This is a genomic window from Bacillus tianshenii (assembly GCA_020524525.2).
Classification (GTDB): domain Bacteria; phylum Bacillota; class Bacilli; order Bacillales; family Bacillaceae_N; genus Bacillus_AV.
Map to the genome: position 1 here is coordinate 321,636 of CP129018.1, position 21,794 is coordinate 343,429.

The window sequence follows — 21,794 nt, forward strand, 5'->3', positions numbered from 1 at the left end:
TTTTTGGAGGTAGTTGAATGTTTTTTGTGTTGCTAACCATCTCAATTACGCTTTCTGTTGTCGGTTTACTGGCGATTATCGGGCATAAATCGAACACAGATTTTGTAATTGGTGGCGTCTTACTTGCAATGGGGCTGCTTGTAATTGTGTTGACTGTTCGAAAATATCGGAAACGTAAGAATCAAAATAGCGATAACGGTAGTTCTTGGGCAGATTGTGCTATGCTTGATTGCTCACCTGTTACTAGCGGTAAAGGTAAAAGTAATGGTTTAGACTGTGATTGTCTCGATTGTGACGGCGGTTTTCCGAATTAGGGGATGCAGATGAAAACATTAGTACAGGAGATCATGACACTCCAATTTATTCCTTGTCATCGCAAGCGTGAACGGTCCCTTGTTGTGTGCGGAAGACAGTTTCCGATTTGTTTTCGTTGCATGGCAATTTTGCTTGGATACTTGTTTGTTATTCCTTTGTTATTTTTTGTAGAAGCAGACCAAATCATCTTGAAATTAGGTATCGCGCTTCTTTGCCATGTGCCAATGTTCGCTGATGGTTTCACTCAATTATGGGGATGGCGAAGCAGTCGGAATGGCCTGCGCTTTTGTACGGGACTATTAAGTGGGTTTGGTCAGTCTCTATTGATTGTTGTAATAGCAAAGTGGCTTGTTGAGCTTATTATTTAACTTTTCGTAGTTTGTACATAAGAAAAAGTAGTGGTATAATCTTTTTAAGACTAGGTACTAAAAGTATGTCATAAATGAAGAGAGTGAAGGAGGAGTTTCATATGATTTCATTGGAAGGCCGTACATATGTCATTATGGGAGTTGCAAATAAACGAAGCATTGCTTGGGGGATTGCTCAAGCGCTTGATAAAGCAGGAGCAAGCTTAGTATTTACATATGCAGGAGATCGCTTAGAAAAGAACGTGAAGGACTTAGCAGCAACATTAGAAAAAGATTCACTCGTTATCCCTTGTGACATTACCGATGACCAAGAAATTGATAAGGCTTTCTCAACCATTAAAGAAGAAGTTGGCGTCATTCATGGTCTTGCGCATTGTATTGCCTTTGCGAACAAAGAAGAGCTAACTGGTGAATATATGAATACAACACGCGAGGGCTTCTTACTTGCGCACAATATTAGCTCCTATTCGTTAACGGCTGTTGCAAAATCAGTGAAAGAAAAAGAATTGATGAGTGAAGGCGGCAGCATTGTGACCCTTACATACCTTGGCGGCGAACGTGTTGTTGAGAATTATAATGTGATGGGTGTAGCGAAAGCTTCTTTGGATGCAAGTATGAAGTATCTTGCAAGTGACCTAGGAAAATACGGTATTCGTGTCAATGCGATTTCTGCCGGTCCAATTCGTACGCTTTCTGCAAAGGGAATTGGTAACTTTAATTCTATTCTAAAAGAAATTGAAGAACGCTCACCATTGCGCCGAACTGTTACCCAAGAGGATGTTGGGAATACAGCACTATTCTTAATGAGCAACTTATCAAATGGTATTACCGGGGAAATGCTTCACGTTGACTCAGGCTATAATATTATCGCTCGCTAAAACAGCATATTAATTGTAGGAAGACTCTTCAAGTTAAATTGGAGGGTCTTTTTTTTTGTGTGCAAGAAGTATTATTTTTTCACAATTCACAATTGGCATGAAATTTGCATGTAGTTTACAAGAAAAGAACTTAATGCAGAAAAAATCATGAAAGGAGAGAATAATTTCACTGGAGGTATCGAGCCGATTTTTAAGTTCAATTTTACAAAAATTTTTGAAAATGGTATTCTCATATAGTGATTGTGAAATTTGAATGTTTGAATAATTGAAGAAATTGTCGGTGAAGCAAGGTCTGAAACATAACAAGGGGGCAACTTGTAATGCAGCAAAAAGATAAGAACATAACGTTTGGATTAGCGTTGATTCCAATGCTTGTCATGGTTGTTGCAATGGGTGTAACAATTGTCAAGTTTGAAGGAAGTCCGCATATTCCGCTTATACTAGGGGCGATTGTATCCGCTTTCATCGCATGGCGCAAAGGTTTTAGTTGGAGAGATATTGAACAAAGTGCTTATAAAGGCATTCGCTTAGCGCTTCCTGCCATCTTAATTATTATTACAGTTGGGATTACAATTGGGGCATGGATTGGCGGCGGGATTGTCGCAACGATGGTTTATTATGGCCTGAAACTAATTTCACCATCGTTATTCCTCGTTTCTATTTCAATCATTTGTGCGATTGTCACACTTGCAATCGGAAGTTCATGGTCGACAATGGGAACAATCGGTGTCGCTGGTATGGGGATTGGTGCAAGTATGGGAATTCCATTACCTATGGTAGCTGGAGCGATTATTTCAGGTTCTTATTTCGGGGATAAGATGTCGCCGTTATCAGATACCACAAACTTAGCATCAGGTGTTGTCGGTGCTGACTTATTTGATCATATTCGCCATATGCTTTATACGACTATTCCTGGCTTTGTCATTTCAATTATTATTTATTGGTTTATGGGTCGTAAATTCACGGCGTCTAGTTTAAATAATGAGAATATTGCTAATGTAATGGATACACTGCAAGCGAATTTTGTTATTTCACCGTTATTATTACTAGTCCCGGCGATTGTTATTGTACTTGTTGCTCGAAGGGTGCCAGCCTTACCAGCGTTGTTTATTGGTGTCATTCTTGGTTGGGCGTCTCACATTCTTGTGCAGGGTGGAGCGATTGGTACAGCAGTTAACACCCTTCAAGGTGGATATTCAATTACATCAGGTAATGAGATGGTTGATACGCTGTTCAACCGCGGTGGTATCGATGATATGATGTATACGGTTTCATTAACGATTGTTGCGATGACATTCGGTGGAATTATGGAACATACAGGCATGCTGAAAGCGCTTGTAGACCAGATTCTAAAGCTTGCACGTTCTGCTCGCAGCCTTGTCGTAACAACGATTGTATCTGCGTTTTTTACAAATGTAGCTGCAGCGGAGCAATACATATCGGTTGTCCTGCCAGGAAGAATGTACGCACAAGCATACCATGATAAGAACCTTCATCCGAAAAACTTATCTCGTGCAGTAGAAGATGGGGGTACACTGACCTCTCCATTTGTTCCGTGGAATACATGTGGTGTCTACATTTATTCCACTCTAGGTGTTAGCGCCTTTCAGTATGCGCCATATGCTTTGGTGAACTTTATCGTTCCAATCTTAGCGATTATCTTCGCGACAGTAGGGTTTAAGCTCGCATATATGACAGATACTGAAGCAGCTGAATGGGACAAGCTCTTAAAAGAAAAAGAAAATCAAGCAGGATAATATAACAAAACCGGTACTCTGAATGCTTTTTAGAGTACCGGTTTTTGTGGTTTATTTAATACCAAGGTCAAGACCTTTTGTTGTGAATTTTAGTACATAGGATTGATTAAGCTTTTTATTCCCTGCGGTTTGTACGTCGTTTGTGACGTAGAGATAATAAGTTTGTCCTTTTTGATAATTTTGCTGTGGCTTAACTTTGACGGTTTTGCTATCAGCTGTGGATAGTGTTGTATTCACGATCTGTCCTTGTTTGTTACGTACATAAATATTTTTTGAAGTAATCGTGGAGGCTTTTACGTTGTTTGCAAAGTTGATACTCCAAACTTTATTTACCTCGATATTTCCCTCCGCCGTAAAGACATGCCAGTTTGGATGTTCAAAATCGTCTTCAAACAGGTCATCATAATCTTCATCACGATCGTCATCGTAGCGGTCATCATCCTCGTAACGATCATCATCATTGTAGCGGTCATCATGGTCTTCGTAACGATCGTCATCCTCGTAACGATCATCGTCATCGTAGCGGTCATCATGGTCTTCATAACGATCGTCATCATCATAACGATCATCATCAGCTAGAACATAGGTTGGGGATAAAACAAGTGAAGCAGCCAGCAATGTTTGTAATGTTCTTTTCCCTTTCAAGTTTCACATCTCCTTTAATGTTTTTTGAACTGCTTCTATTACAACAAGCCAGTCTGAAAAAAAGCTGAAAAAAACACAAAAGATGGAAATTAAGATTTGGAGAGTCAATTTCGTAATCAGGATAAAATATGTTTGCGTAGGAAAAATAAATAAGATGGTAAATAGCAAAAATAATTTGCGTTTTAATGCAAAAATATTTTTCGTCGAAAATTATTTTTGCACTAAGTTGAGCTATTATTGCACAAATTGAATGAAAATAACGCAAATTCAAGTTTTATTGTGAACAGGAAAGTTGGCACAATAATTGCAAGTAATATCTGTGGAAGAAAAATAATGGTGTTAATTTGAAAACTTTATATAGAGAGGGTGTTTTTTAATGGTTATCCCATACAAACATGAACCATTCACAGATTTCACAGTCGAAGAGAATCGCAAAGCACTGGAGGCTGCAATTGCAAAAGTTGAAGCAGAGTGGCTTGGTAAGGAGTACGATTTAATTATTGGAGGCGAACGGATTAAGACAGAAAACAAGATTGTTTCCGTGAACCCTGCGAATAAAGATGAGGTCATTGGCTATGTTTCGAAAGCAGACAAAGAGCTTGCGGAAAAAGCAATGAAGGTAGCCGATGAAACGTTTAAATGGTGGGGCAAAACTGATCCGAAAATGCGCGCAGATATTTTGTTCAAGGCTGCAGCGATTGTTCGTCGCCGTAAACATGAATTTTCAGCATTGCTTATTAAGGAAGCAGGAAAGCCATTTAACGAAGCAGATGCAGATACAGCTGAAGCGATCGACTTCATGGAATATTATGGTCGCCAAATGTTAGGGTTAAAAGACGGCATGCCTGTGGAAAGTCGTCCGTTTGAATACAATCAATTCAATTACATCCCGCTTGGCGTTGGGGTAACGATTTCACCTTGGAATTTCTTATTTGCGATTATGTGCGGCACAACGGTTGCACCAATGGTTGCAGGAAACACCGTTCTTCTGAAGCCTGCAAGTGCAACTCCAGTCATTGCATATAAAATGATGGAAGTACTTGAAGAAGCAGGTATGCCTGTAGGTGTTATTAACTACATCCCGGGCAGCGGCTCTGAAATTGGTGATTATCTTGTTGATCATCCGCGCACACGTTTTATTAGCTTTACGGGTTCAAAGGAAGTTGGTTTGAACATTTATGAACGCGCAGCGAAAGTTCACCCAGGTCAAAAGTGGTTAAAGCGTGTTGTAGCAGAAATGGGCGGAAAAGATACGATCGTCGTTGATAATAACGCTGATTTAGAACTAGCAGCACAAGCGATCGTGAAATCAGCATTTGGTTTCAGTGGTCAAAAGTGTTCTGCATGTTCACGTGCTGTGATTGTAGAAGATGTCTATGATACAGTGCTTGAGCGTGTCGTTGAGCTTACGAATGAATTACAGGTAGGCGATCCGAAAGATATGCCATTCATGGGCCCTGTGATTGACCAAGGCGCTTACGATAAGATTATGGAATATATCGAAATCGGCAAGCAAGAAGGTAAGTTAATGACCGGCGGTGAAGGGGACAACTCAAAAGGTTGGTTTATTAAGCCAACTGTCTTTGCGGATCTTCAAAGCAAGGATCGCTTAATGCAAGAAGAGATTTTTGGCCCGGTTGTTGGCTTTACAAAAGCGAAAGATTTCGACCATGCTCTTGAAATTGCCAACGATACAGACTATGGTTTAACTGGTGCCGTCATTACTCACAACCGTGAACATATTGAGAAGGCACGCCGTGATTTCCACGTCGGAAATTTATATTTCAATCGTGGTTGTACAGGTGCGATTGTCGGTTATCAGCCGTTCGGAGGCTTTAATATGTCCGGGACTGATTCAAAAGCCGGCGGACCAGATTATTTATTATTGTATATGCAAGGTAAGACAACTTCTGAAATGCTTTAAGGGGGATTTTTCTTATGACAGTAACAAACACAATTATCGAACAAACGGAAAAATATGGAGCACCGAACTATCATCCACTTCCGATTGTAATTTCGAAAGCTGAAGGTGTATGGGTAGAAGACCCAGAAGGCAACCGATATATGGATATGCTTAGTGCATATTCTGCCGTTAACCAAGGGCATCGTCATCCAAAGATCATTCAAGCACTGAAAGACCAAGCAGACCGTGTAACGCTTACGTCTCGTGCATTCCATAATGACCAGCTTGGACCTTGGTACGAAAAGATTTGTCAAATAACTGGCAAAGAAAGAGCACTTCCGATGAACACAGGGGCAGAAGCTGTGGAAACAGCAATCAAAGCTGCACGTCGCTGGGCTTACGAGAAAAAAGGTGTAGCGGATAATCAAGCAGAAATTATTGCATGTGAAGGAAACTTCCACGGGCGTACGATGACTGCTGTTTCTCTTTCATCTGAAGCAGAATATAAGCGTGGCTTCGGACCAATGCTTCCAGGTATTAGTACGATTCCATATGGCGATATAGAAGCATTAAAAGCAGCAATCACCCCTAATACAGCTGCATTTATGCTAGAGCCAATTCAAGGTGAAGCAGGTATTGTCATTCCACCTGAAGGCTTCTTGAAAGAAGCGAAAAAAGTCTGTGAAGAAAACAATGTTCTCTTTATTGCGGATGAAATTCAAGCAGGGCTTGCGCGCAGTGGTAAAATGTTTGCATGTGATTGGGAAGATGTTTCACCTGACATGCTTATCTTAGGTAAAGCACTAGGCGGCGGGGTATTCCCGATCTCTTGTGTCGTAGCGAATGAAGATGTGCTTGGTGTATTCAATCCAGGCTCACACGGTTCCACGTTCGGTGGAAACCCAATTGCATGTGCCGTATCTGTCGCATCACTTGAAGTATTGGAAGAGGAAAAGCTTGCTGAGCGCTCTCTTGAACTAGGCACATATTTCAAGCAAAAGCTTCAAGAAATCGACAATCCTAAAATTAAAGAAGTACGTGGAAAAGGATTATTTATCGGTGTTGAGCTGACTGAGCCAGCACGTAAATATTGTGAAGAGTTGAAAGAAGAAGGTCTTCTATGTAAGGAAACGCATGAAACGGTTATCCGTTTTGCACCTCCGCTTATCATTTCAAAAGAAGACTTAGATTGGGCGATCGAACGAATTGTAAAAGTTCTTTCCTAATTGATTGTAAGTAATAACTACCTTTAATACGTGTATGTTGTCAACCGTGCAGTCCACCTCGCTGCATGGATATACCCCTTATTATAAATAGAAAATAAATGAGCAGCCATCGTGGCTGCTCATTTCTTATATACATACTGGACTTTTGTATTGTGTGATATAGAGCAAATCCTTTACCGAAACAATGCCAAGAAGCTGTCCATCTTTCTCAACAATCACATCATCATAGACAAGCTCTTCGCTTCGTGCAAGTACAAGTGAAATGACCTGCCGAATGTCTGTATGATGAGAGACTATGAGAGGCTCTTTAACCGCTACCCCATATAGGGAAATGTCTTGGTCTAATTGACTGTATAACCATTCTCCGCGTCGAATAATCGATACAGGTTTAGTTCCATTCATCATAACCACACTGTTAGAATATTTGTTTGTTTGAAAAAAAAGTCTTCACTGCTTCGAGTGAGGTTGTAATTGAGAACGTTTGAGCTGGTGAAGCAAGTACGGCAATTGGCTTATCATTTTTTTGAGCATGATATTGCTTTATTGAATCCGATACTGATAATGGAACAGGTTGAACAGGGTTCCCAGGGCGTGCAAATAAATAACCTTGTCCATAGTCAAAGCCCAGTTCGATCACTTTAGCTAAGTCTGCTGTCGTTTCAATTCCTTCAGCAATCACATAACTATTCATTCGTTTCGCAATTGTTACGAAAGCTTCAAGAATAGACTCTTTCACACTTGAAGTGCTCACTCCGTCAATTAATCCACGATCAATCTTAATATATTCTGGTGCTAGTTCACTGATCGCTAGTGCTGAAGAATAACCAGCCCCAGCATCATCCACTGCAATCTGGAATCCTTGGTTTCGATAATGATTTAATGCTTTACGAAAGGTCGCAAAGTCGTCAATCGCATGACGTTCTGTAATTTCAAAGACAATATCCTTTGGTTCTAAGCCGTGAGCTTGTACCATTTCAATTGTTTGCCCAGGTGTGAAAGTTGGGTCATGAATCACTCGTGCGCTTAAATTTAAGAAAAGCTTTTCCTGGTTTTTTCGATGTGGATGGACTTTTGCAATTGCTGATTCTCTAGCACACTTTTCTAATGGATATAACAAATTTAACTGCTCAGCAATTGAAAATAACTTAATTGGAAAATGAAGCTCACTATTTATCGGACCACGGGTTAATGCTTCTAAACCAAATACAGCTGCTTCATTCAGAGAAACAATTGGTTGATAAACAGTTGTAAGATTATGATTTTCAATAATAGATCGACATTCTTCTTCATATGTAAGATGGAGATTGTTCATTTTTTCCACTCCAGTCGTTTCATTCGTAATGAATAATTACAGAAAAAAGGAGCAAGGACGAGTAACGACTTCAGGGGAACGATCGTTGGTCTGCATGCTCCGTCTATTCAAACATACTATTGATAGGGTTCGAAGAAAGTGTACCAAAGGTGTGTAAAGGTATAGTTGAGTATATGTAAATTCCGTGTCAAAAATCGACAGGCGCTGTTAAAAATAGGATAAGCTATGTATGAAATTTCTGGGCACATTCCCTAGAAGTGATGCATACACTTAGTACGTGAGGAGGGATAACATGGCGAATGAGAAAAAGTCAGCTTCGAACCGGCCATTTCTGTATATTGTGCAGCCTGAATTTGAACACAGCCAGTCCCAAATGCAAGAATATGTTGTGAAGAAAAATAGGGTTGAGCGCAATACTGAGAATTCTATGGTCATTAAGGTGAAGAAGGAAGACAAAAATGAGCCGCAAGAGGAACAAGAGGCACCATCGTCATTATCCAATGCAAAGCAAAGCTTTCAGAGTATGAGCTTGAAAGAGCGGGTTGATTTTCTCTTAAGTATTCCGAAAAATGTACCTCAAGTGCCTTGTGTGCTTGAAGTGAACGGAAAGCCGATTGAAGGCATTATACTTGAAAAATTTACAGAATCACTTTCATTTAAGCAGAAAGAGAGCGGGAACACAGTGGAGTTAAACTGGAAGGAAATTGATGACGTTCGAATGGTTTAGTTAAAAAGCAGGTGAATGTTTTTGTTAACAACATGGATGGGAATTTTCATGCTTGTGTTCGCGAGCTTTCGATTAACAAGGTTGATTGTCTACGATACGATCACAGCTTTCTTGCGAAAACCGTTTCATGAATTTATCGAAGAAAAAGATGAAGAGGGTCATGTAGAGACGTACTTAAAGGTAAAAGGCTCGGGCCTTCGTTATTGGGTTGGGGAACTACTAAGCTGTTATTGGTGTACAGGAATGTGGAGTACAATGTTTTTGGTAGGAGGAATGTGGCAGTTTCCGGTAGTCTTTGAACCGATTATTCTTATATTAGCAATTGCTGGTGCTGCAGCAATCCTGGAGACATTTGTAAATCAGTTATTATAGAAAAAGGACGCCTTAGAGTGGCGTCCTTTTTATGTCGATGGAAATTGAAGTGAAATCGTATTAAGCGCAGCTTTTCCTTGTGAGTCTTCTTGACAGTAGACATATCCCTCGATTCGCACTTCTTCCCCAATATTTTCTGATAATCTAATATGAAAATTAGAAAAAGTAAGCGTTTCTCCTTGTTCAAGACGGGGGCAGTGAAGTGGCCTTAACCAATGTTCACCATCCTGACGGGTCTTTTTGCGCCAGTCATATTCTACATACGTCCATTCTTCATTACTTTGATAAATAAGCTCATCAAGGTTTTTGCCTTTTCCGTAGGAAATTTTACCGCTTAAAGCTACTTTTGCTGGGGGAGAAATCTTTAAGCAAATAACTGGATTGGTCAATGTTTTTGTTCCTGTGTTGATTAAGTGTAAGTTTCCTAAAATGAATGTTTGTGAGAGTTCTTCTGATGATGAAGGGAGGATTGTTGAATATTGAAAATAAGAATCGAATGAAAGTATTTTGGATGGTTTTGAAAGAAATAACTTCTTGCTATTTGATTCTGAAGCTTCGTTCTTTAATTGGACTAACTTATCTTCAGCTTCCCTCAATAACTCATTAATTTTCACTAATTCTTCTTTGTTATCTATTTTGCTTGAGTTTTCAATTGACATGATAACACCTCCATTTCAGCTTCATTTCTAATGATATGTATGTTGGTCTTTATAAGAACAGTATTTTTGAAAAAAGCTCTGTTAACCGTGGCGGTTGGTAGCCGCTGCAGTCAAAAAAAGATAAAGCTGCCGCGGATGCAGCAGCTTTTATATTTAGCAATCGTGATGTCGACGGTCACTAGCAGGGAAGATATCAGGACATTGCGGCGGGAATTTATCCGTTGGGCACAATGCTGAAGCAATTGGTAATTCAGGACGCGGACGACAGAATTTACCTTCGACTTCAATCTTAACTTGTGCTTCCATTTGTACTTCAACGCAAAGCGTAATTGATACATCAAGCTGTTGGAAGTCTTCTGTACAAATTAAGCTTGCATCACACTCGAAGAAGGAAAGGTGGCATTGGACATGCGTTCCTTCAGGAGCACATAATACAAATGTTTGAGCAGTTGCGAACGGAATTCCTTCGTCAAGGTGGCAGATGACTTCGCCTGTTGGAGATACTAAGTCAACTCCGACAAAACCTTTCACAAGAACTTTTACTTTTTCAAGTGTTACTTCTTCACCGCTTGGAAGTGTAACGTTAACTTTCTCGCGGCCTCTTGGTTGGATGATTTCTTGGCAAAGAATAGACGTGTCACGTGACGGGTCAATTCGATTACCATATTTGTCGCTTAAGAAGCAGTCAACAAGAACATCTTCGACCCCTTCATTTGCAAGGATATCACAAATGTTAGAACCTACGCTGTCAGCTGTTGGGTCAGTATTACAGTCGAAATCTAAACGCTTCAGTTCTTTTCCAGTATAGCTGATTAATGGTAAGTCAACTTGACGAGTAACCCAATCATAAACCTTTGGAACTTTAATACAAAGCTTTTCCTTATCATAATGGCTCATTGTTTGAAAGCCCTCCTCGTTATTTTAATTAATCCCAACTTAATTGGTTAATTCAATTTCTCGGGACTACTTTATAGTATGAATTTCTCGCATATGTGTGCGATGGCGAACGCCTAATTTCTCCTTCAAGACGTACACAGGTTTTTTTAGGGGTGCATATATATAGATGAACAAAGAATAGAGGAGGGTGATGTCATGCAAAGAAAATATACAGAGGTTCAATGGAAGCGTCTTGTCACTCGATTGAAATCAGAGCTTTCTTATTATAAGGATAAAGTAGAAGAACTTGAGCAGAAGGAAGGAACGGAACAGCAGTTGGCTGCGAAGCTTAAGGAAGCACATCAGGAAATTGAGCAGCTTCAAGTGAAGTTTGAGACATATAAGGAAGAAGTTGAACGCTTGAAGACGGCAAAAGTTGCTCCGAATGGTGAAAGAGCAGAGAAGGAATTTGATTTTGTTAATGAGCACCTTAGTAACATGAAGTCGGAAGGGAAAAGAAAAGAAAAACAAAGAGGTGCTGATTCTTGGTTTTTTGATAGTATCCAACCACGTATGAAGCGTTAAGCTGATGGGCGAAAGCCTTTCTTTCTCTGTATGCCCTTATCCTACTGAACCAAATAACTCAATCGTTCATAAGATATAGAAGCGTTGGGGCAGTATGGAAGGAGGCAGCTTATGAGAAGGAGAAATCGGAATACAAGCGAAAGTGCAAGTAAACATAATCCGAATAAAAAATATCCCAAAGTGTATACAAGCAGCTCGTCCCAATCAATCAAATCAAGCGGTGGTTGCGGCTGTGGAAAATCATATAAAAAGAAATCGTGACTGCACTTAAATAGAGGGAGGTTTATTTAAATGTCAGAAGAGAAGAAGACAAAAGTAATTCATGTTGATAAGTTAATTGTTAAAGCAAATGAGGTAATCATTGAGCCGCAACGTCATCATCACCGTCCTGATCCATGGTTTGGCTTTGGACCTAGACAACAACAAGAAGTGCAGGCTGAATCTGCAGAAGAAAACCATGAACACCATGACCATCATCATGAAAATGATACAGAAGGCGAACAACGCCCACCATTTTCTTGGATTTAACGTAAGCTAACAAAATCAAGCCTTTATAATAATAGACTTTTGAAATTGTCTATCATTATAAGGGCTTTTTTTTACTTTCCACTATATAAAAGGGTTATGGTGACTGGTTATATTCACTAAACAAACGAAATGCTTGTTACATAAAATAATATAAGGCATATGAAAGGAGGAAAGAAATATGGGAGGCAAAGGGTGTTGCCCAGACCGAAAGTTCATTAAAATTATTGATCGTCTTTGCCCTTGTTGTGCGGAAGGGATGAGGGATGTATTAGCCCAATTAGATGATGTGGAGGTTAGCATCGCCACAATTGATGCGAATGGCCCTGGTGGAGGAGATAATAATTTCGTCATTGGCGGAATCCCGGGTATCGATCCAATTCAAAATAACCTTATTGTGACAGGGACAGTGCCAGGTGCTGGTCAAGATAGAAGAAATGCGGCTTTTCCAATCTGTAATGTTGTTGGGATTCAAACTAATAATGCGGAAGTATCTGCTATCTTAAGAGAAATTGAACTTCCACAGCTTGAGCCAGATGAAGTTTGTGACTGCTGTGAGGATGCTGCAAGGTCATTCTTAAATAGATTAGTCGGTCAAACTGTTGATATTGACACCGTAAATACTCGAGAAGGGTTCAATAATCTTCAAAATGTGACAATTGATGCAGTTGGGAAAGGAACAGTCAGGTTAACAAAAGGGAACCAAACTTGGATTCTCAACATTTGCTATATCTCAACCATTCAACAATTCACTTTATAATAAAAAGTAATAGCTGTTCTGCTGAGAACAGCTATTATTTTTATTTGAAGACAATGGGACAATCCTCTGGAAATTGTTTAGAGGGACAAAAGCTTGCCAAAATTTCTTCTCGTGGTTTACAAACCATTCCTTCTAATTCCACTTTGACTTGTGCAATCGTTTGAATACTTTGACATAGAGTGATTGATATGATGATCTCTTTGCAGCCTGCCTTATCTGAATGAATAGGTATTAAGAGCGCTTTACATGTGAATTTAGTGATTTCACACTCAACAGAGGTACCTTTTGGAGCACAAAGGATAAAGGTTTCCAATGAATGAAATGGGATTGGACATGTCTTTTTCTTTTTACCATTTTTTGTACTTGTTTCAATAACAATGAAGCCTCTTATTAACACCTCTACTTTTTGTAATGTTGCTGTCTTTTGATTGGGAAGCGTAATGTTAACCTCTTCTCTATCCTCGGGGTCTGACACTTCTTCGCATATAACAGCCCCTTCATCTAGTGGGTTAACAGGGTTTCCGTCTTTATCAGTGAGTATACACTTCACACTTTGTACGTCTTTAAAATCATACACCTCATAGTGAAGATCAATTGTAAATCGCCCGGCACATTTTTCAATTTCATCAACGCACCGAACTTCTAAGGAACGCAAAGAACATAAGGTGATCGAGCGGGATTCTCCTTGATTCAGTGAAAAAAGAAGCTCTCCATTAACAAATACTTCAATGCTTCCTTGTTCTAAACAGACTGTTAACGTGCCGCTGGGGTTAATATGTTCATCTGCTTTCCACAATATCCTCGGTTCTTCATCCTTAGGAATACAAAAGTTAGCACAGATTTCATCTTTTACATTTTTGGGTTTTAAGAATTCGGATAACTTAAGTGTCGTTTGGTGGGAAATCCAGTCATACACCTTATCAACTTTGATACAGTGTCTTGGAAGTAACCGGTTCGTATCCATCTACATTTACCACTCCTTCCTTCATTATATTCATACTATGAGGTTTCTGCTTTTCATGTACTAGGCTTTGAATAAGCAAACATCACATTTTAGAGATTTGTAGTTTATGAAAAATAGGCTTTCGCTATGTATCCGTGCCTATACAATGCTAAGCTGTGTTGCATTTTATATTAAGAGAGAAAGAGTTAAGAATTTACAAATGAATTCCATTTGTACGTTGCTCTTTTTCAAAAACCATAGAAATTAAAGGAGATGTTTTGTATGGGTAAAGGCTGTTGTCCGGATCGTCCAATTGTGAAAGATGAGTTATGTGCAAACTGGGAAGCTACTTGTAATGCCGATTATAACCTTCTTTGGGAAGCAGATAATGATGTTATTAAGCCTTTTGGAACTGTTACAATATTAGTAGAAAACAGCTGTGATGGTGTTGAAATCTTTGTAAACGGAACTGCATCAGGTAATAAAATCGCTTCCATTACTGAAGGTGAATCGTTCTCAAAGACTATTAGTAACTTGAGATCTGTGTATGTCAGATGCTTAGGTGGAACTGGAAATATCTGCTGCGGTAAGCTTTGTATGACTGTTCACTATAAGAGATGCTAGTTGAATGGTCAAAAAATGATTACAACCAATATAGTCAAGAATGACTCAATGCATCGGCTTTTTTAAGTCGGTGCTTTTGCGATCTAAAAACCATTTAAACGAAAAAAACATATATACTAAAATTATAGGGTAAACATTCGGTAAATCAGCATATAAGAAGGCTTTGGGAGACTTGAAATTAACCCAGAATACGCATTGTGTGAAAATTAGAAACGGGATATAATTAAGGAAAATATTGTGAGTTAAATAGGTGATTGTCCAGTTTTCTTGTGTATATGATGGTAGGTAGCAATTGGAGATGATAACCTTGAACAAATCAATTACTTCCAAGGGAAAAACAGTTGATGAAGCGGTTGATAATGGATTAAGAGAGCTTGGTGTATCGCGTGAAGAGGTTGATGTTGAGGTGATTGAGGAAGGGAAAGCTCGCTTTTTGCATTTTGCTTCTAAAGGAGCCGTTGTCAAACTAACTCAGAAAAAGCAAATGGCCCATACATTTCAATTTCAGCGAGAAGAACATCAGTCTGAGCTGGATGAGCCTACTAGTGTAGCGTGGGTTGAAGATGGAAAGATCCTTTGGCAGCATGATGGCAAAACCTCTCCGCAAATCGTAATTCCTCCTGAGATTGACATTTACAAAAATGATACGCTTGTGAATGATACGAAATTATCCTTGCATGATGGAGACTTAGTTCGTTATGAATCTGGTAAGGTAAATGAAGAAACGAAGTTTGAAATCTATTTAAATGAGCAAAAAACAAAAGCTTTCTTAAAGGTGATGCCAGGCTTTGAGTGTATGTATGCCCTCAAAAAAATGGAGCCTAGTCGTGTTCTAAAGCTTGAGATAACAGAAATTAAAAAACCATACTTAACGCTTACTGAGCAGATGATTCAAAGTGCGATTGAAGAAGAAGGAATTGTTTTTGGGATTAAGCGTGAAATGTTTAAGCAAGCTTGTGCTACACAAGATGAAGGTGAATTTTTAATTGCCGATGGTATTGACCCAGTCCAAGGTACAAATGGCTGGCTTGAGTATAAAGTGAAAATAAATGAAAGCACAGAAATGAAGGAACGTGAAGACGGAACGATTGATTTTCGTGATACTCGTCATATTCCAACAGTTAAAGAGCAAGAGCTTATCGCTGTTATTCACCCACCTAAAAAAGGGACTTCAGGTAAAGCTGTAACAGGTGAAGAAGTACCACCTCAACCTGTTAAGGCAATTAAAGTTCAGCAGGGAGAAGGCGTGGAAATAGTCGAAAGCAGCGGAGAAGTTTTTGCGAAGGTAGCCGGAAGGCCTTCGATTGAAAATCGTTTACGATCAATTTTAGTCGAAGTTCTACCGAAGCTTGAACACCGTGGCGATGTGAATATTGAATCAGGTAATCTTAATTTCTATGGAGATATTGAAGTATACGGTAATGTTGATGAAAATATGGTAATTACAGCAAATCGCGATCTCGTCGTACGAGGAACTACGTCGAAATCAGAGCTGACAGCAGGCCGTAATATGGTATTGCATGGAAATGTGATTGGAACGAAGGTTGTTTGCGGAAAACGCCAACAAGTGATGGCATCACAAGCTGAAACGCTTGAAGCAATCAATCAAGAATTACGACACTTTGACTTGGCGGTTGAACAATTATTGAAGAACCCTGCTTTTCAGAGTGGCTCTTTCGAAAATACAGGAATTTCAGCTGTAGCTAAGCTGTTAATTAATAATAAATTTGCACATTTGGTAGAAATCGTGAAAGAATTTTCAAAAGGAATACAAAATGAAGAAGAACTCTTCTCACCAAAATGGAAAGAGGTTGCCGACAGGTTAACACAGGCTTTTGTTCATAAGAAAGAAGAGCACCTTAAAGAAATACAAGACCTGTACCAATTCATTGAAGACATCGAGCTGTTATATGAGGCAGCGACCACACCTCCTGAAGAGAAAATGTCTGTCATCCTTCCAACAGCTCTTAACAGTGATATCTTTTGTGCTGGCGATGTAACGGTAACCGATCAAGGCTGTTACAATACGAGTATTCATGCTATTGGTAAAATAAAAATAAATGGTTTTTTGCGTGGAGGTTCGGTATTTGCATCTGAACGAGCAGAAATTCATGAAGCAGGGAGTAAGGGTGGCGTACCAACACGCATTACTGTTCCGAAAGATGGAGCCATTTATATGCATCAAGTCATGGCAGATACAACGATTCGCATTGGGCATCAAAGCTTTAAATTTACGAAAAAACAACAAAATATTCATGCAAGGTTAGATGAAGATGGAAGAATAACACTTGCTTAACTGAACCGAAGCCTAAAAAAAGGTTTCGGTTTTTTTATTTTATTACACTCAAGAACTTTTTTGAACTTTCGAAATATAATATAAAAAGAAAAACTTTCTTCAATAGCCTGTTTCATACTATATTTTTGGTGTTGATGTCAATGGTTTTTAGGAAATTTGTTTCTGTTTTGCGTTTATATTCACTATAGGAAGGGTATTATTTTAGTGAATACTAATCGCAATATTTGCATAATTTTTAGTGAAGGAAAGAAAAGCGAGGGAGGTGTACATCATGGGCTATATTTTACCAATTAATCACCAGCAATACCGAGAATATCGTAAGCGTGAAGAGAGTAAGGATAAGCCACAATTTCCGCTTGAGCCTGTTGAACGCGTTGCAAGGTATGGAAATGTAAGACGTAATAATGAGGAAGATCTATATGACTTCAACAGAGCCGGAGCAAGAATCCCGCGTGAAATGAATTATGATCACCTCGTTAAAGAAGTAGAAGATGAAATTGTTGATACTTATTTTGCTGAAATAACAGGAAGAGGACTGAACTTTAACGAATACGTATAACATAGAAGATTTTAGTAGATATAAAGGGGTATGGCTTATGGAATTTAGAGAGATAAAGGATTCATGCTGGTATTTCAATAGTGCAGTAAATATTGGGTATGTTCGAAATGGCGAGAAGGGAATGCTGATTGATGCAGGCTTAGATCAATCAACAGCGAAAAAGGTTTTAAAAAAATTAAAGCAGGAAGAACTGCCGCTTACCCATTTGTTTATTACGCATGCTCATGCGGATCATTTCGGGGGAGCGGCTTTTTTGCAAGCGCAAAACGACTTGTATACGATGGCTCCACCGTTAGAAGAGGCAATTTTGCGTTATCCCGTCTTAGAGCCGATGTATTTGTTTCAAGGCAATGAACCACTCCCAGAGCTACGAAATAAATTCTTAGAGGGTTCTCCAATTCGTATTGATCAAGTGATTGATGAAGGCATACATACAGTTGACGGGTTTTCTTTTGAGTGCCTTATTCTTCCTGGGCATAGTGCATATCAAGCAGCACTGTTAATAAATGATGTGCTGTACGCCGCCGATAGTTATTTTTCAACAGAGAATTTACATAAGCATAAGATTCCATACATTACGGATGCAAAGAAAACAATTGAATCACTTGAACGAGTGAAAAGTGTGTCATGTAAAGGTGCTGTGCCAGGCCATGGGGTGTATGAAGAAAATTTCCATGAGACGGTACAAGCGAATATTGCCTATCACTTACACATAATTGAAAGCTTGCGCAAGATTTTACGTACATATGAAAATGGTTGTAGCCAGGAAACAATTGTACGTGCCTTGTGTAGAGAATGGAAGGTGAAAATCCCACACCTTTCTTCTTGGGCCTTGTTTAGAACAGCTGTAACTGCTTATGTAGCCTATCTTTTTTATGCAGGAGAAGCTGACATAACGGTTCATGATTATACATTATGGGTTCAACTGAAATAGCACATTCCATTATGGGGTGTGCTATTTATTTTCTTAAAAAGTCTCCACATACAGTGCTTCCCCTTCTTTCCATTCTGCATACAACACATGTGCAAAGTTCGCTGCTCCGTGAGTTTGGATTTGCCCTTTAAGCCATTTTTCATCAAAACCAGAGGAATGAACATTATCCCATATTACTTCCCCATCGAGAATAAATGTAACAGGGAGGACGACCTTTTCATTTGGTAAGTTCAAATCATCTCTAGTTGGTGTCGCGTTTCCTGATTTTTTTAGGACACTGATCGTACCGTCTGTTTCAAGTAGTGCATATTCCACTTCACGTAATGAAAATACATCCTTTGACCGCAAGAGGTGTTGAAGCTGATTAATGTCTAGGTTTGCCTTTGCTAATGATTCTCTTTCAATTTTTCCTTTTCGAATGACAATGTCAGGCTGCCCCTCAAGATAATGACGTGTTCGTTTGAATTTTTGGGTAAGGACTTCAATTAAATAAATTAGGATGGTCCATAAGGCAATTGCAAATAAGACTTGAAAGATGTCTACATTTGAATCGTATAACGCATTGCCGACTAGTTCCCCAAGAACAAGGGCGGAGATGAAATCAAAAGTTGTAATTTGAGTAATTTGTGATTTTCCAAGTAGTCTTGTGGTAATGAATAAGGCGATAAAGCCGATAACGAGTTCAATTGCCGTCTGTCCGTACTCCACTTCTTTCACCTGCTTATTTTAAAAGTGTATAGATAGCTTGTGATAAAACAGGAATATTATGAGTGGAGAACCTAAAAAACGAATAATGTCGAAAAAGTTGTAATAAAAAAACGACCGAGAATGGTCGTTTTTGTGTAGTGTAAGCTTATAATGCTTTTTTCATCGTTACGTGAGGAATACCAGCATCCAAAAATGTCTCAGTTGATGTGCATTCGTAGCCAAGTCGTTCATAGAAAGGCTGAGCTTGGGTCTGTGCATTTAACTTCAACGCTTTAATGCCTTTTTCTGTGGCTACTTCTTCGCAAGCTTTCATAATAAGGGAGCCTGCACCTTTGCTGCGATGAGATGCCATCACACAAATGCGCTCAACCTTCAGCATGTTATCCACGACACGACAACGTCCTGCTCCTACAGGCTTGTCAGCATCATAGAGCACAAAATGATCAGCTTCTTCTTCAAATTGGTCAATTTCTTCTTCCTCAGGAACGTTTTGTTCATTTACAAAAACTTCTGTTCTGACGTAATAAGCATCTTCAAGTTGTTTCTTTGTTGTGACGCGTTCCACTTTCATAACTTAGAGATCCTCTCCAAGGTGAAATGTCTCATATACAGTCCAAGAACCATTATCAAGCTGATAGAGTAGATGGAAGCGGTCGATCGTTTCCTCATGATTCATATCCATCATCTCAAAGCGTCCAAGGACGTCGGAATGCTCCTGATCAGAAAGCTTTTGGCCGATTGTAATATGTGGTACAAACGTAAATGTTTTTTCTGTTTTGAAGCTTCCACTGTGGGTCATTTCATGAAGCTTTGATAATTCCTCGTCTGCTCTCACTGCAAGGTAAATGGTATTTGTAGTCGGATGAAATGACTTTACTTTGTACACTTGAAATGAGAAAGGGTTTACTTTTTTTGAAATGGTACGCAGTTCTTTTGCAAGCTTCTTAATTTCATCATCTTCCGCTTCAAAAGGTTCTTTCACTGTTAAATGTGGTGGAATTAAAGAATAATGCGGATCATAGCGTTTGCGATAGGAGTTTGCAGTATCTTGTAGTTTTTTCGCTGGAAAAATTACGATTCCATATTTCATTTGTTTTCCCTCCTAATGTCGTTAAAGGGTGGTGCAGAATAATGATTTGTCTTAAGTAGAATATTCGATGCTTGAACAGAATTTCTTTACTATTATATCAAATTTTCAAGAATTTTCATACTTCTCGTTTAAATATAGACAAGCATGTGCTGTAAGGAGCGGGCAATATCAGGCTGCCAATAGCGCCACATGTGATTGCCTTCAAACTCTTCATAGAAGTAATCGAAACCACGTTCTTCAATCACATCACTTAACTGGCGATTTGGAGTGAGAAAGTCTTTAATTGTCCCATCCGTTGTTTTCACTTTATCTTCACCTGTACCGATAATGTGATAGAGATTTAGTAAATATGGGTTCGGAAAGCTTTTCACTTTTTCAATGATCTCTTCATTTACAAATGGTGAATGCATGACAATATTACCGAATGTGTTCGGATACAATAATCCAGCCATAAGTGACACTGTTGCTCCAAGTGAATCGCCCATTAGTACACGGCCATATCCCATCTGATATGTCGTATATTTTTCATCCAAGTATGGAGCAAGCTCGTGGGCTAGAAAGCGAATGTAGGCAGAGTTCTTTTCACCATTTGGATGATATTTATCACGTCGGTCGTATTTATCTTTGTAAGGGATGCCAATAATGATTGCATTTGCAATTTCTCTTTCGTTGTATAGCTTATCAGCTGTTGTCGCAAGTCGCCCTAAGTTAAAATAATCACGCCCATCCTGCGCGACAACAATATGATATTTGTACAGTGGCGAATACGAAGGGGGGAAGTAAGTAATAAGCTCTACTTCTTCGTCAAGCGCTTTACTGTGAAAACGATCTTCAACAATTTTACCTCGATCCATTGTGACGTCCTCCATTACTTGATCTACTGATTAAAGCGTTTGCAAAAAGTTAGATTTCTATTATCCATCATAAAATATTTTTAATTTTCTTTTCAACATAAACGCTTTTTATATTGTAACATACAAGGTATGTTTAATGCTTTTGCTGAAATTAGGTGTCGTTTCATATCAGAAAAATTCGGAAAATGATATAATATAGGAATCTTTATAGAAAAATAGAAACCAGTATAGAGAGGGGAAGTTCAAGTTGAGAAAGAGAGTGCACAGTCGTGAAGTAGAAGCTGCTGCAAAAAGCTTACTGCATGAGCGTGGGGTAACACTTGATGCGATTGCAGATATCGTGTACCAAATGCAAAAACCTTATAATGAAGATTTGAAGATAGAAACATGTCTGGAGAGTGTAAGTGCTGTTCTTGAAAAGCGTGAAATTCAGCATGCTGTGTTAGTAGGAGTTGAGTTAGATAAGCTTGCTGAAAAAAATATGCTTTCTGAGCCGCTTCAATCAATTGTTGAAACAGATGAAGGGTTATTTGGAGTAGATGAAACAATCGCACTTGGTGCTGTGTTTGGCTATGGAAGCATTGCAGTTACGACATATGGTCATCTAGACAAGCAGAAGGTAGGGATTATTAAAGAACTTGATACAAAGTCAGGAGAAGGCGTTCATACCTTCTTAGATGACCTTGTTGCCAGCATTGCAGCCAATGCAGCCAGCCGCCTCGCGCACAGAACGCGAGACCGTGAAGAGGAGCTGCGCGATGAAGAAATTCAAAAACGTGATAAAGAGGAACGAATCGGTTAATTGAAAAAATGCCTGCTAGCGTTTGAATACTAGCAGGCATTTTTTTATTTGTTGTTGATTATAGCAGAAGGCGCAG

General features: G+C 39.1%; 26 protein-coding genes. 16 read left to right on the plus strand and 10 right to left on the minus strand.

The genetic code is table 11. The features are described 5' to 3' along the window. Window positions 1-17: 17 nt before the first annotated feature. The 4 genes from LC040_01510 to nhaC all read left to right on the plus strand — a co-directional run bounded on the left by LC040_01510 (window position 18) and on the right by nhaC (window position 3,318). Window positions 18-314: a hypothetical protein gene (locus LC040_01510; protein ID WLR51607.1), complete on the plus strand. Its 297-nt coding sequence runs from the start codon at window positions 18-20 to the stop codon at window positions 312-314. 9 nt (window positions 315-323) lie between these two features. Next, window positions 324-683, plus strand: coding sequence for a DUF2085 domain-containing protein (locus tag LC040_01515; GenBank protein WLR51608.1), 360 nt, complete (start codon window positions 324-326; stop codon window positions 681-683). A gap of 101 nt (window positions 684-784) precedes the next feature. Further along, on the plus strand, window positions 785-1,561 hold the full coding sequence (fabI, locus tag LC040_01520; GenBank protein WLR51609.1) for an enoyl-ACP reductase FabI: 777 nt from the start codon (window positions 785-787) through the stop codon (window positions 1,559-1,561). A gap of 320 nt (window positions 1,562-1,881) precedes the next feature. After that, window positions 1,882-3,318, plus strand: coding sequence for a Na+/H+ antiporter NhaC (gene nhaC / locus LC040_01525; protein WLR51610.1), 1,437 nt, complete (start codon window positions 1,882-1,884; stop codon window positions 3,316-3,318). Window positions 3,319-3,369: 51 nt separating this feature from the next. On the opposite strand, the gene LC040_01530 is transcribed toward nhaC, so the two are convergent. Next, entirely contained in the window at window positions 3,370-3,963 is a 594-nt protein-coding gene (locus LC040_01530; protein WLR51611.1) for an Ig-like domain-containing protein, read from the minus strand. 376 nt (window positions 3,964-4,339) lie between these two features. Here LC040_01530 and pruA point away from each other — a divergent pair, with 376 nt between their 5' ends. Both pruA and LC040_01540 read left to right on the plus strand, forming a co-directional pair. Further along, window positions 4,340-5,887 carry an L-glutamate gamma-semialdehyde dehydrogenase gene (gene pruA / locus LC040_01535; GenBank protein ID WLR51612.1) on the plus strand — a complete coding sequence of 516 codons (1,548 nt, stop codon included), beginning with the start codon at window positions 4,340-4,342 and terminating at the stop codon, window positions 5,885-5,887. Between the two features lie 5 nt (window positions 5,888-5,892). Further along, on the plus strand, window positions 5,893-7,092 hold the full coding sequence (locus tag LC040_01540) for an ornithine--oxo-acid transaminase (GenBank protein ID WLR53170.1): 1,200 nt from the start codon (window positions 5,893-5,895) through the stop codon (window positions 7,090-7,092). A 126-nt stretch (window positions 7,093-7,218) separates the two neighbouring features. On the opposite strand, the gene LC040_01545 is transcribed toward LC040_01540, so the two are convergent. Continuing rightward, window positions 7,219-7,497, minus strand: a complete 279-nt coding sequence (locus LC040_01545; protein WLR51613.1) for a CBS domain-containing protein — start codon at window positions 7,495-7,497, stop codon at window positions 7,219-7,221. A 10-nt stretch (window positions 7,498-7,507) separates the two neighbouring features. Then, window positions 7,508-8,404: an EAL domain-containing protein gene (locus LC040_01550; GenBank protein WLR51614.1), complete on the minus strand. Its 897-nt coding sequence runs from the start codon at window positions 8,402-8,404 to the stop codon at window positions 7,508-7,510. 292 nt (window positions 8,405-8,696) lie between these two features. Between LC040_01550 and LC040_01555 the strand changes: the two genes are divergently transcribed. Together LC040_01555 and LC040_01560 are read left to right on the plus strand one after the other, a co-directional pair. After that, window positions 8,697-9,131: a CotO family spore coat protein gene (locus LC040_01555; protein ID WLR51615.1), complete on the plus strand. Its 435-nt coding sequence runs from the start codon at window positions 8,697-8,699 to the stop codon at window positions 9,129-9,131. A gap of 36 nt (window positions 9,132-9,167) precedes the next feature. After that, a complete protein-coding gene (locus LC040_01560; GenBank protein ID WLR53171.1) occupies window positions 9,168-9,503 on the plus strand; it encodes a DUF1360 domain-containing protein in 336 nt (111 codons plus the stop codon). A 29-nt stretch (window positions 9,504-9,532) separates the two neighbouring features. Here LC040_01560 and LC040_01565 read toward each other — a convergent pair whose 3' ends face one another. Together LC040_01565 and LC040_01570 are read right to left on the minus strand one after the other, a co-directional pair. Continuing rightward, window positions 9,533-10,162, minus strand: coding sequence for a hypothetical protein (locus LC040_01565; protein WLR51616.1), 630 nt, complete (start codon window positions 10,160-10,162; stop codon window positions 9,533-9,535). Window positions 10,163-10,315: 153 nt separating this feature from the next. Further along, complete coding sequence (locus LC040_01570; GenBank protein WLR51617.1) at window positions 10,316-11,059, minus strand: hypothetical protein; 744 nt, start codon at window positions 11,057-11,059, stop codon at window positions 10,316-10,318. A gap of 195 nt (window positions 11,060-11,254) precedes the next feature. Between LC040_01570 and LC040_01575 the strand changes: the two genes are divergently transcribed. From LC040_01575 to LC040_01585, 3 genes are all read left to right on the plus strand, one after another. Then, window positions 11,255-11,623: a hypothetical protein gene (locus LC040_01575; protein WLR51618.1), complete on the plus strand. Its 369-nt coding sequence runs from the start codon at window positions 11,255-11,257 to the stop codon at window positions 11,621-11,623. A gap of 291 nt (window positions 11,624-11,914) precedes the next feature. Beyond that, window positions 11,915-12,151 carry a hypothetical protein gene (locus tag LC040_01580; protein ID WLR51619.1) on the plus strand — a complete coding sequence of 79 codons (237 nt, stop codon included), beginning with the start codon at window positions 11,915-11,917 and terminating at the stop codon, window positions 12,149-12,151. A gap of 178 nt (window positions 12,152-12,329) precedes the next feature. Then, window positions 12,330-12,908 (plus strand): hypothetical protein, encoded by a 579-nt coding sequence (locus LC040_01585; protein WLR51620.1) that lies wholly within the window; start codon window positions 12,330-12,332, stop codon window positions 12,906-12,908. A 40-nt stretch (window positions 12,909-12,948) separates the two neighbouring features. Here LC040_01585 and LC040_01590 read toward each other — a convergent pair whose 3' ends face one another. Beyond that, complete coding sequence (locus LC040_01590) at window positions 12,949-13,872, minus strand: DUF3992 domain-containing protein (GenBank protein WLR51621.1); 924 nt, start codon at window positions 13,870-13,872, stop codon at window positions 12,949-12,951. A gap of 261 nt (window positions 13,873-14,133) precedes the next feature. Between LC040_01590 and LC040_01595 the strand changes: the two genes are divergently transcribed. From LC040_01595 to LC040_01610, 4 genes are all read left to right on the plus strand, one after another. Beyond that, on the plus strand, window positions 14,134-14,475 hold the full coding sequence (locus tag LC040_01595) for a DUF3992 domain-containing protein (protein ID WLR51622.1): 342 nt from the start codon (window positions 14,134-14,136) through the stop codon (window positions 14,473-14,475). 307 nt (window positions 14,476-14,782) lie between these two features. Continuing rightward, entirely contained in the window at window positions 14,783-16,771 is a 1,989-nt protein-coding gene (locus LC040_01600; GenBank protein WLR51623.1) for a FapA family protein, read from the plus strand. Between the two features lie 271 nt (window positions 16,772-17,042). Next, a complete protein-coding gene (locus LC040_01605; GenBank protein ID WLR51624.1) occupies window positions 17,043-17,330 on the plus strand; it encodes a hypothetical protein in 288 nt (95 codons plus the stop codon). Between the two features lie 37 nt (window positions 17,331-17,367). Continuing rightward, entirely contained in the window at window positions 17,368-18,264 is an 897-nt protein-coding gene (locus tag LC040_01610; protein ID WLR51625.1) for an MBL fold metallo-hydrolase, read from the plus strand. Between the two features lie 33 nt (window positions 18,265-18,297). On the opposite strand, the gene LC040_01615 is transcribed toward LC040_01610, so the two are convergent. From LC040_01615 to LC040_01630, 4 genes are all read right to left on the minus strand, one after another. Next, window positions 18,298-18,972, minus strand: a complete 675-nt coding sequence (locus LC040_01615) for a DUF421 domain-containing protein (GenBank protein ID WLR51626.1) — start codon at window positions 18,970-18,972, stop codon at window positions 18,298-18,300. Between the two features lie 145 nt (window positions 18,973-19,117). Next, window positions 19,118-19,543 (minus strand): GNAT family N-acetyltransferase, encoded by a 426-nt coding sequence (locus tag LC040_01620; GenBank protein ID WLR51627.1) that lies wholly within the window; start codon window positions 19,541-19,543, stop codon window positions 19,118-19,120. A 3-nt stretch (window positions 19,544-19,546) separates the two neighbouring features. Next, the gene (locus LC040_01625) at window positions 19,547-20,062 is read right to left on the minus strand and encodes a YjcG family protein (protein WLR51628.1); all 516 of its coding nucleotides are present in this window, start codon (window positions 20,060-20,062) and stop codon (window positions 19,547-19,549) included. Window positions 20,063-20,190: 128 nt separating this feature from the next. Further along, complete coding sequence (locus LC040_01630) at window positions 20,191-20,916, minus strand: esterase family protein (GenBank protein WLR51629.1); 726 nt, start codon at window positions 20,914-20,916, stop codon at window positions 20,191-20,193. A gap of 247 nt (window positions 20,917-21,163) precedes the next feature. On the opposite strand from LC040_01630, the gene LC040_01635 reads away from it, so the two are divergent. After that, window positions 21,164-21,718, plus strand: a complete 555-nt coding sequence (locus LC040_01635) for a phosphatidylglycerophosphatase A (protein ID WLR51630.1) — start codon at window positions 21,164-21,166, stop codon at window positions 21,716-21,718. Window positions 21,719-21,794 lie beyond the last annotated feature (76 nt).

Excerpts from the sequence above, each read along its gene's own strand:
- LC040_01510 (WLR51607.1), top strand. The coding sequence starts at position 18 with ATGTTTTTTGTGTTGCTAACCATCTCAATTACGCTTTCTGTTGTCGGT.
- LC040_01515 (WLR51608.1), top strand. The coding sequence starts at position 324 with ATGAAAACATTAGTACAGGAGATCATGACACTCCAATTTATTCCTTGT.
- fabI (WLR51609.1), top strand. The coding sequence starts at position 785 with ATGATTTCATTGGAAGGCCGTACATATGTCATTATGGGAGTTGCAAAT.
- nhaC (WLR51610.1), top strand. The coding sequence starts at position 1,882 with ATGCAGCAAAAAGATAAGAACATAACGTTTGGATTAGCGTTGATTCCA.
- pruA (WLR51612.1), top strand. The coding sequence starts at position 4,340 with ATGGTTATCCCATACAAACATGAACCATTCACAGATTTCACAGTCGAA.
- LC040_01545 (WLR51613.1), bottom strand. The coding sequence starts at position 7,497 with ATGATGAATGGAACTAAACCTGTATCGATTATTCGACGCGGAGAATGG.
- LC040_01550 (WLR51614.1), bottom strand. The coding sequence starts at position 8,404 with ATGAACAATCTCCATCTTACATATGAAGAAGAATGTCGATCTATTATT.
- LC040_01555 (WLR51615.1), top strand. The coding sequence starts at position 8,697 with ATGGCGAATGAGAAAAAGTCAGCTTCGAACCGGCCATTTCTGTATATT.
- LC040_01560 (WLR53171.1), top strand. The coding sequence starts at position 9,168 with ATGGGAATTTTCATGCTTGTGTTCGCGAGCTTTCGATTAACAAGGTTG.
- LC040_01565 (WLR51616.1), bottom strand. The coding sequence starts at position 10,162 with ATGTCAATTGAAAACTCAAGCAAAATAGATAACAAAGAAGAATTAGTG.
- LC040_01570 (WLR51617.1), bottom strand. The coding sequence starts at position 11,059 with ATGAGCCATTATGATAAGGAAAAGCTTTGTATTAAAGTTCCAAAGGTT.
- LC040_01575 (WLR51618.1), top strand. The coding sequence starts at position 11,255 with ATGCAAAGAAAATATACAGAGGTTCAATGGAAGCGTCTTGTCACTCGA.
- LC040_01580 (WLR51619.1), top strand. The coding sequence starts at position 11,915 with ATGTCAGAAGAGAAGAAGACAAAAGTAATTCATGTTGATAAGTTAATT.
- LC040_01585 (WLR51620.1), top strand. The coding sequence starts at position 12,330 with ATGGGAGGCAAAGGGTGTTGCCCAGACCGAAAGTTCATTAAAATTATT.
- LC040_01590 (WLR51621.1), bottom strand. The coding sequence starts at position 13,872 with ATGGATACGAACCGGTTACTTCCAAGACACTGTATCAAAGTTGATAAG.
- LC040_01595 (WLR51622.1), top strand. The coding sequence starts at position 14,134 with ATGGGTAAAGGCTGTTGTCCGGATCGTCCAATTGTGAAAGATGAGTTA.
- LC040_01605 (WLR51624.1), top strand. The coding sequence starts at position 17,043 with ATGGGCTATATTTTACCAATTAATCACCAGCAATACCGAGAATATCGT.
- LC040_01610 (WLR51625.1), top strand. The coding sequence starts at position 17,368 with ATGGAATTTAGAGAGATAAAGGATTCATGCTGGTATTTCAATAGTGCA.
- LC040_01620 (WLR51627.1), bottom strand. The coding sequence starts at position 19,543 with ATGAAAGTGGAACGCGTCACAACAAAGAAACAACTTGAAGATGCTTAT.
- LC040_01625 (WLR51628.1), bottom strand. The coding sequence starts at position 20,062 with ATGAAATATGGAATCGTAATTTTTCCAGCGAAAAAACTACAAGATACT.
- LC040_01630 (WLR51629.1), bottom strand. The coding sequence starts at position 20,916 with ATGGATCGAGGTAAAATTGTTGAAGATCGTTTTCACAGTAAAGCGCTT.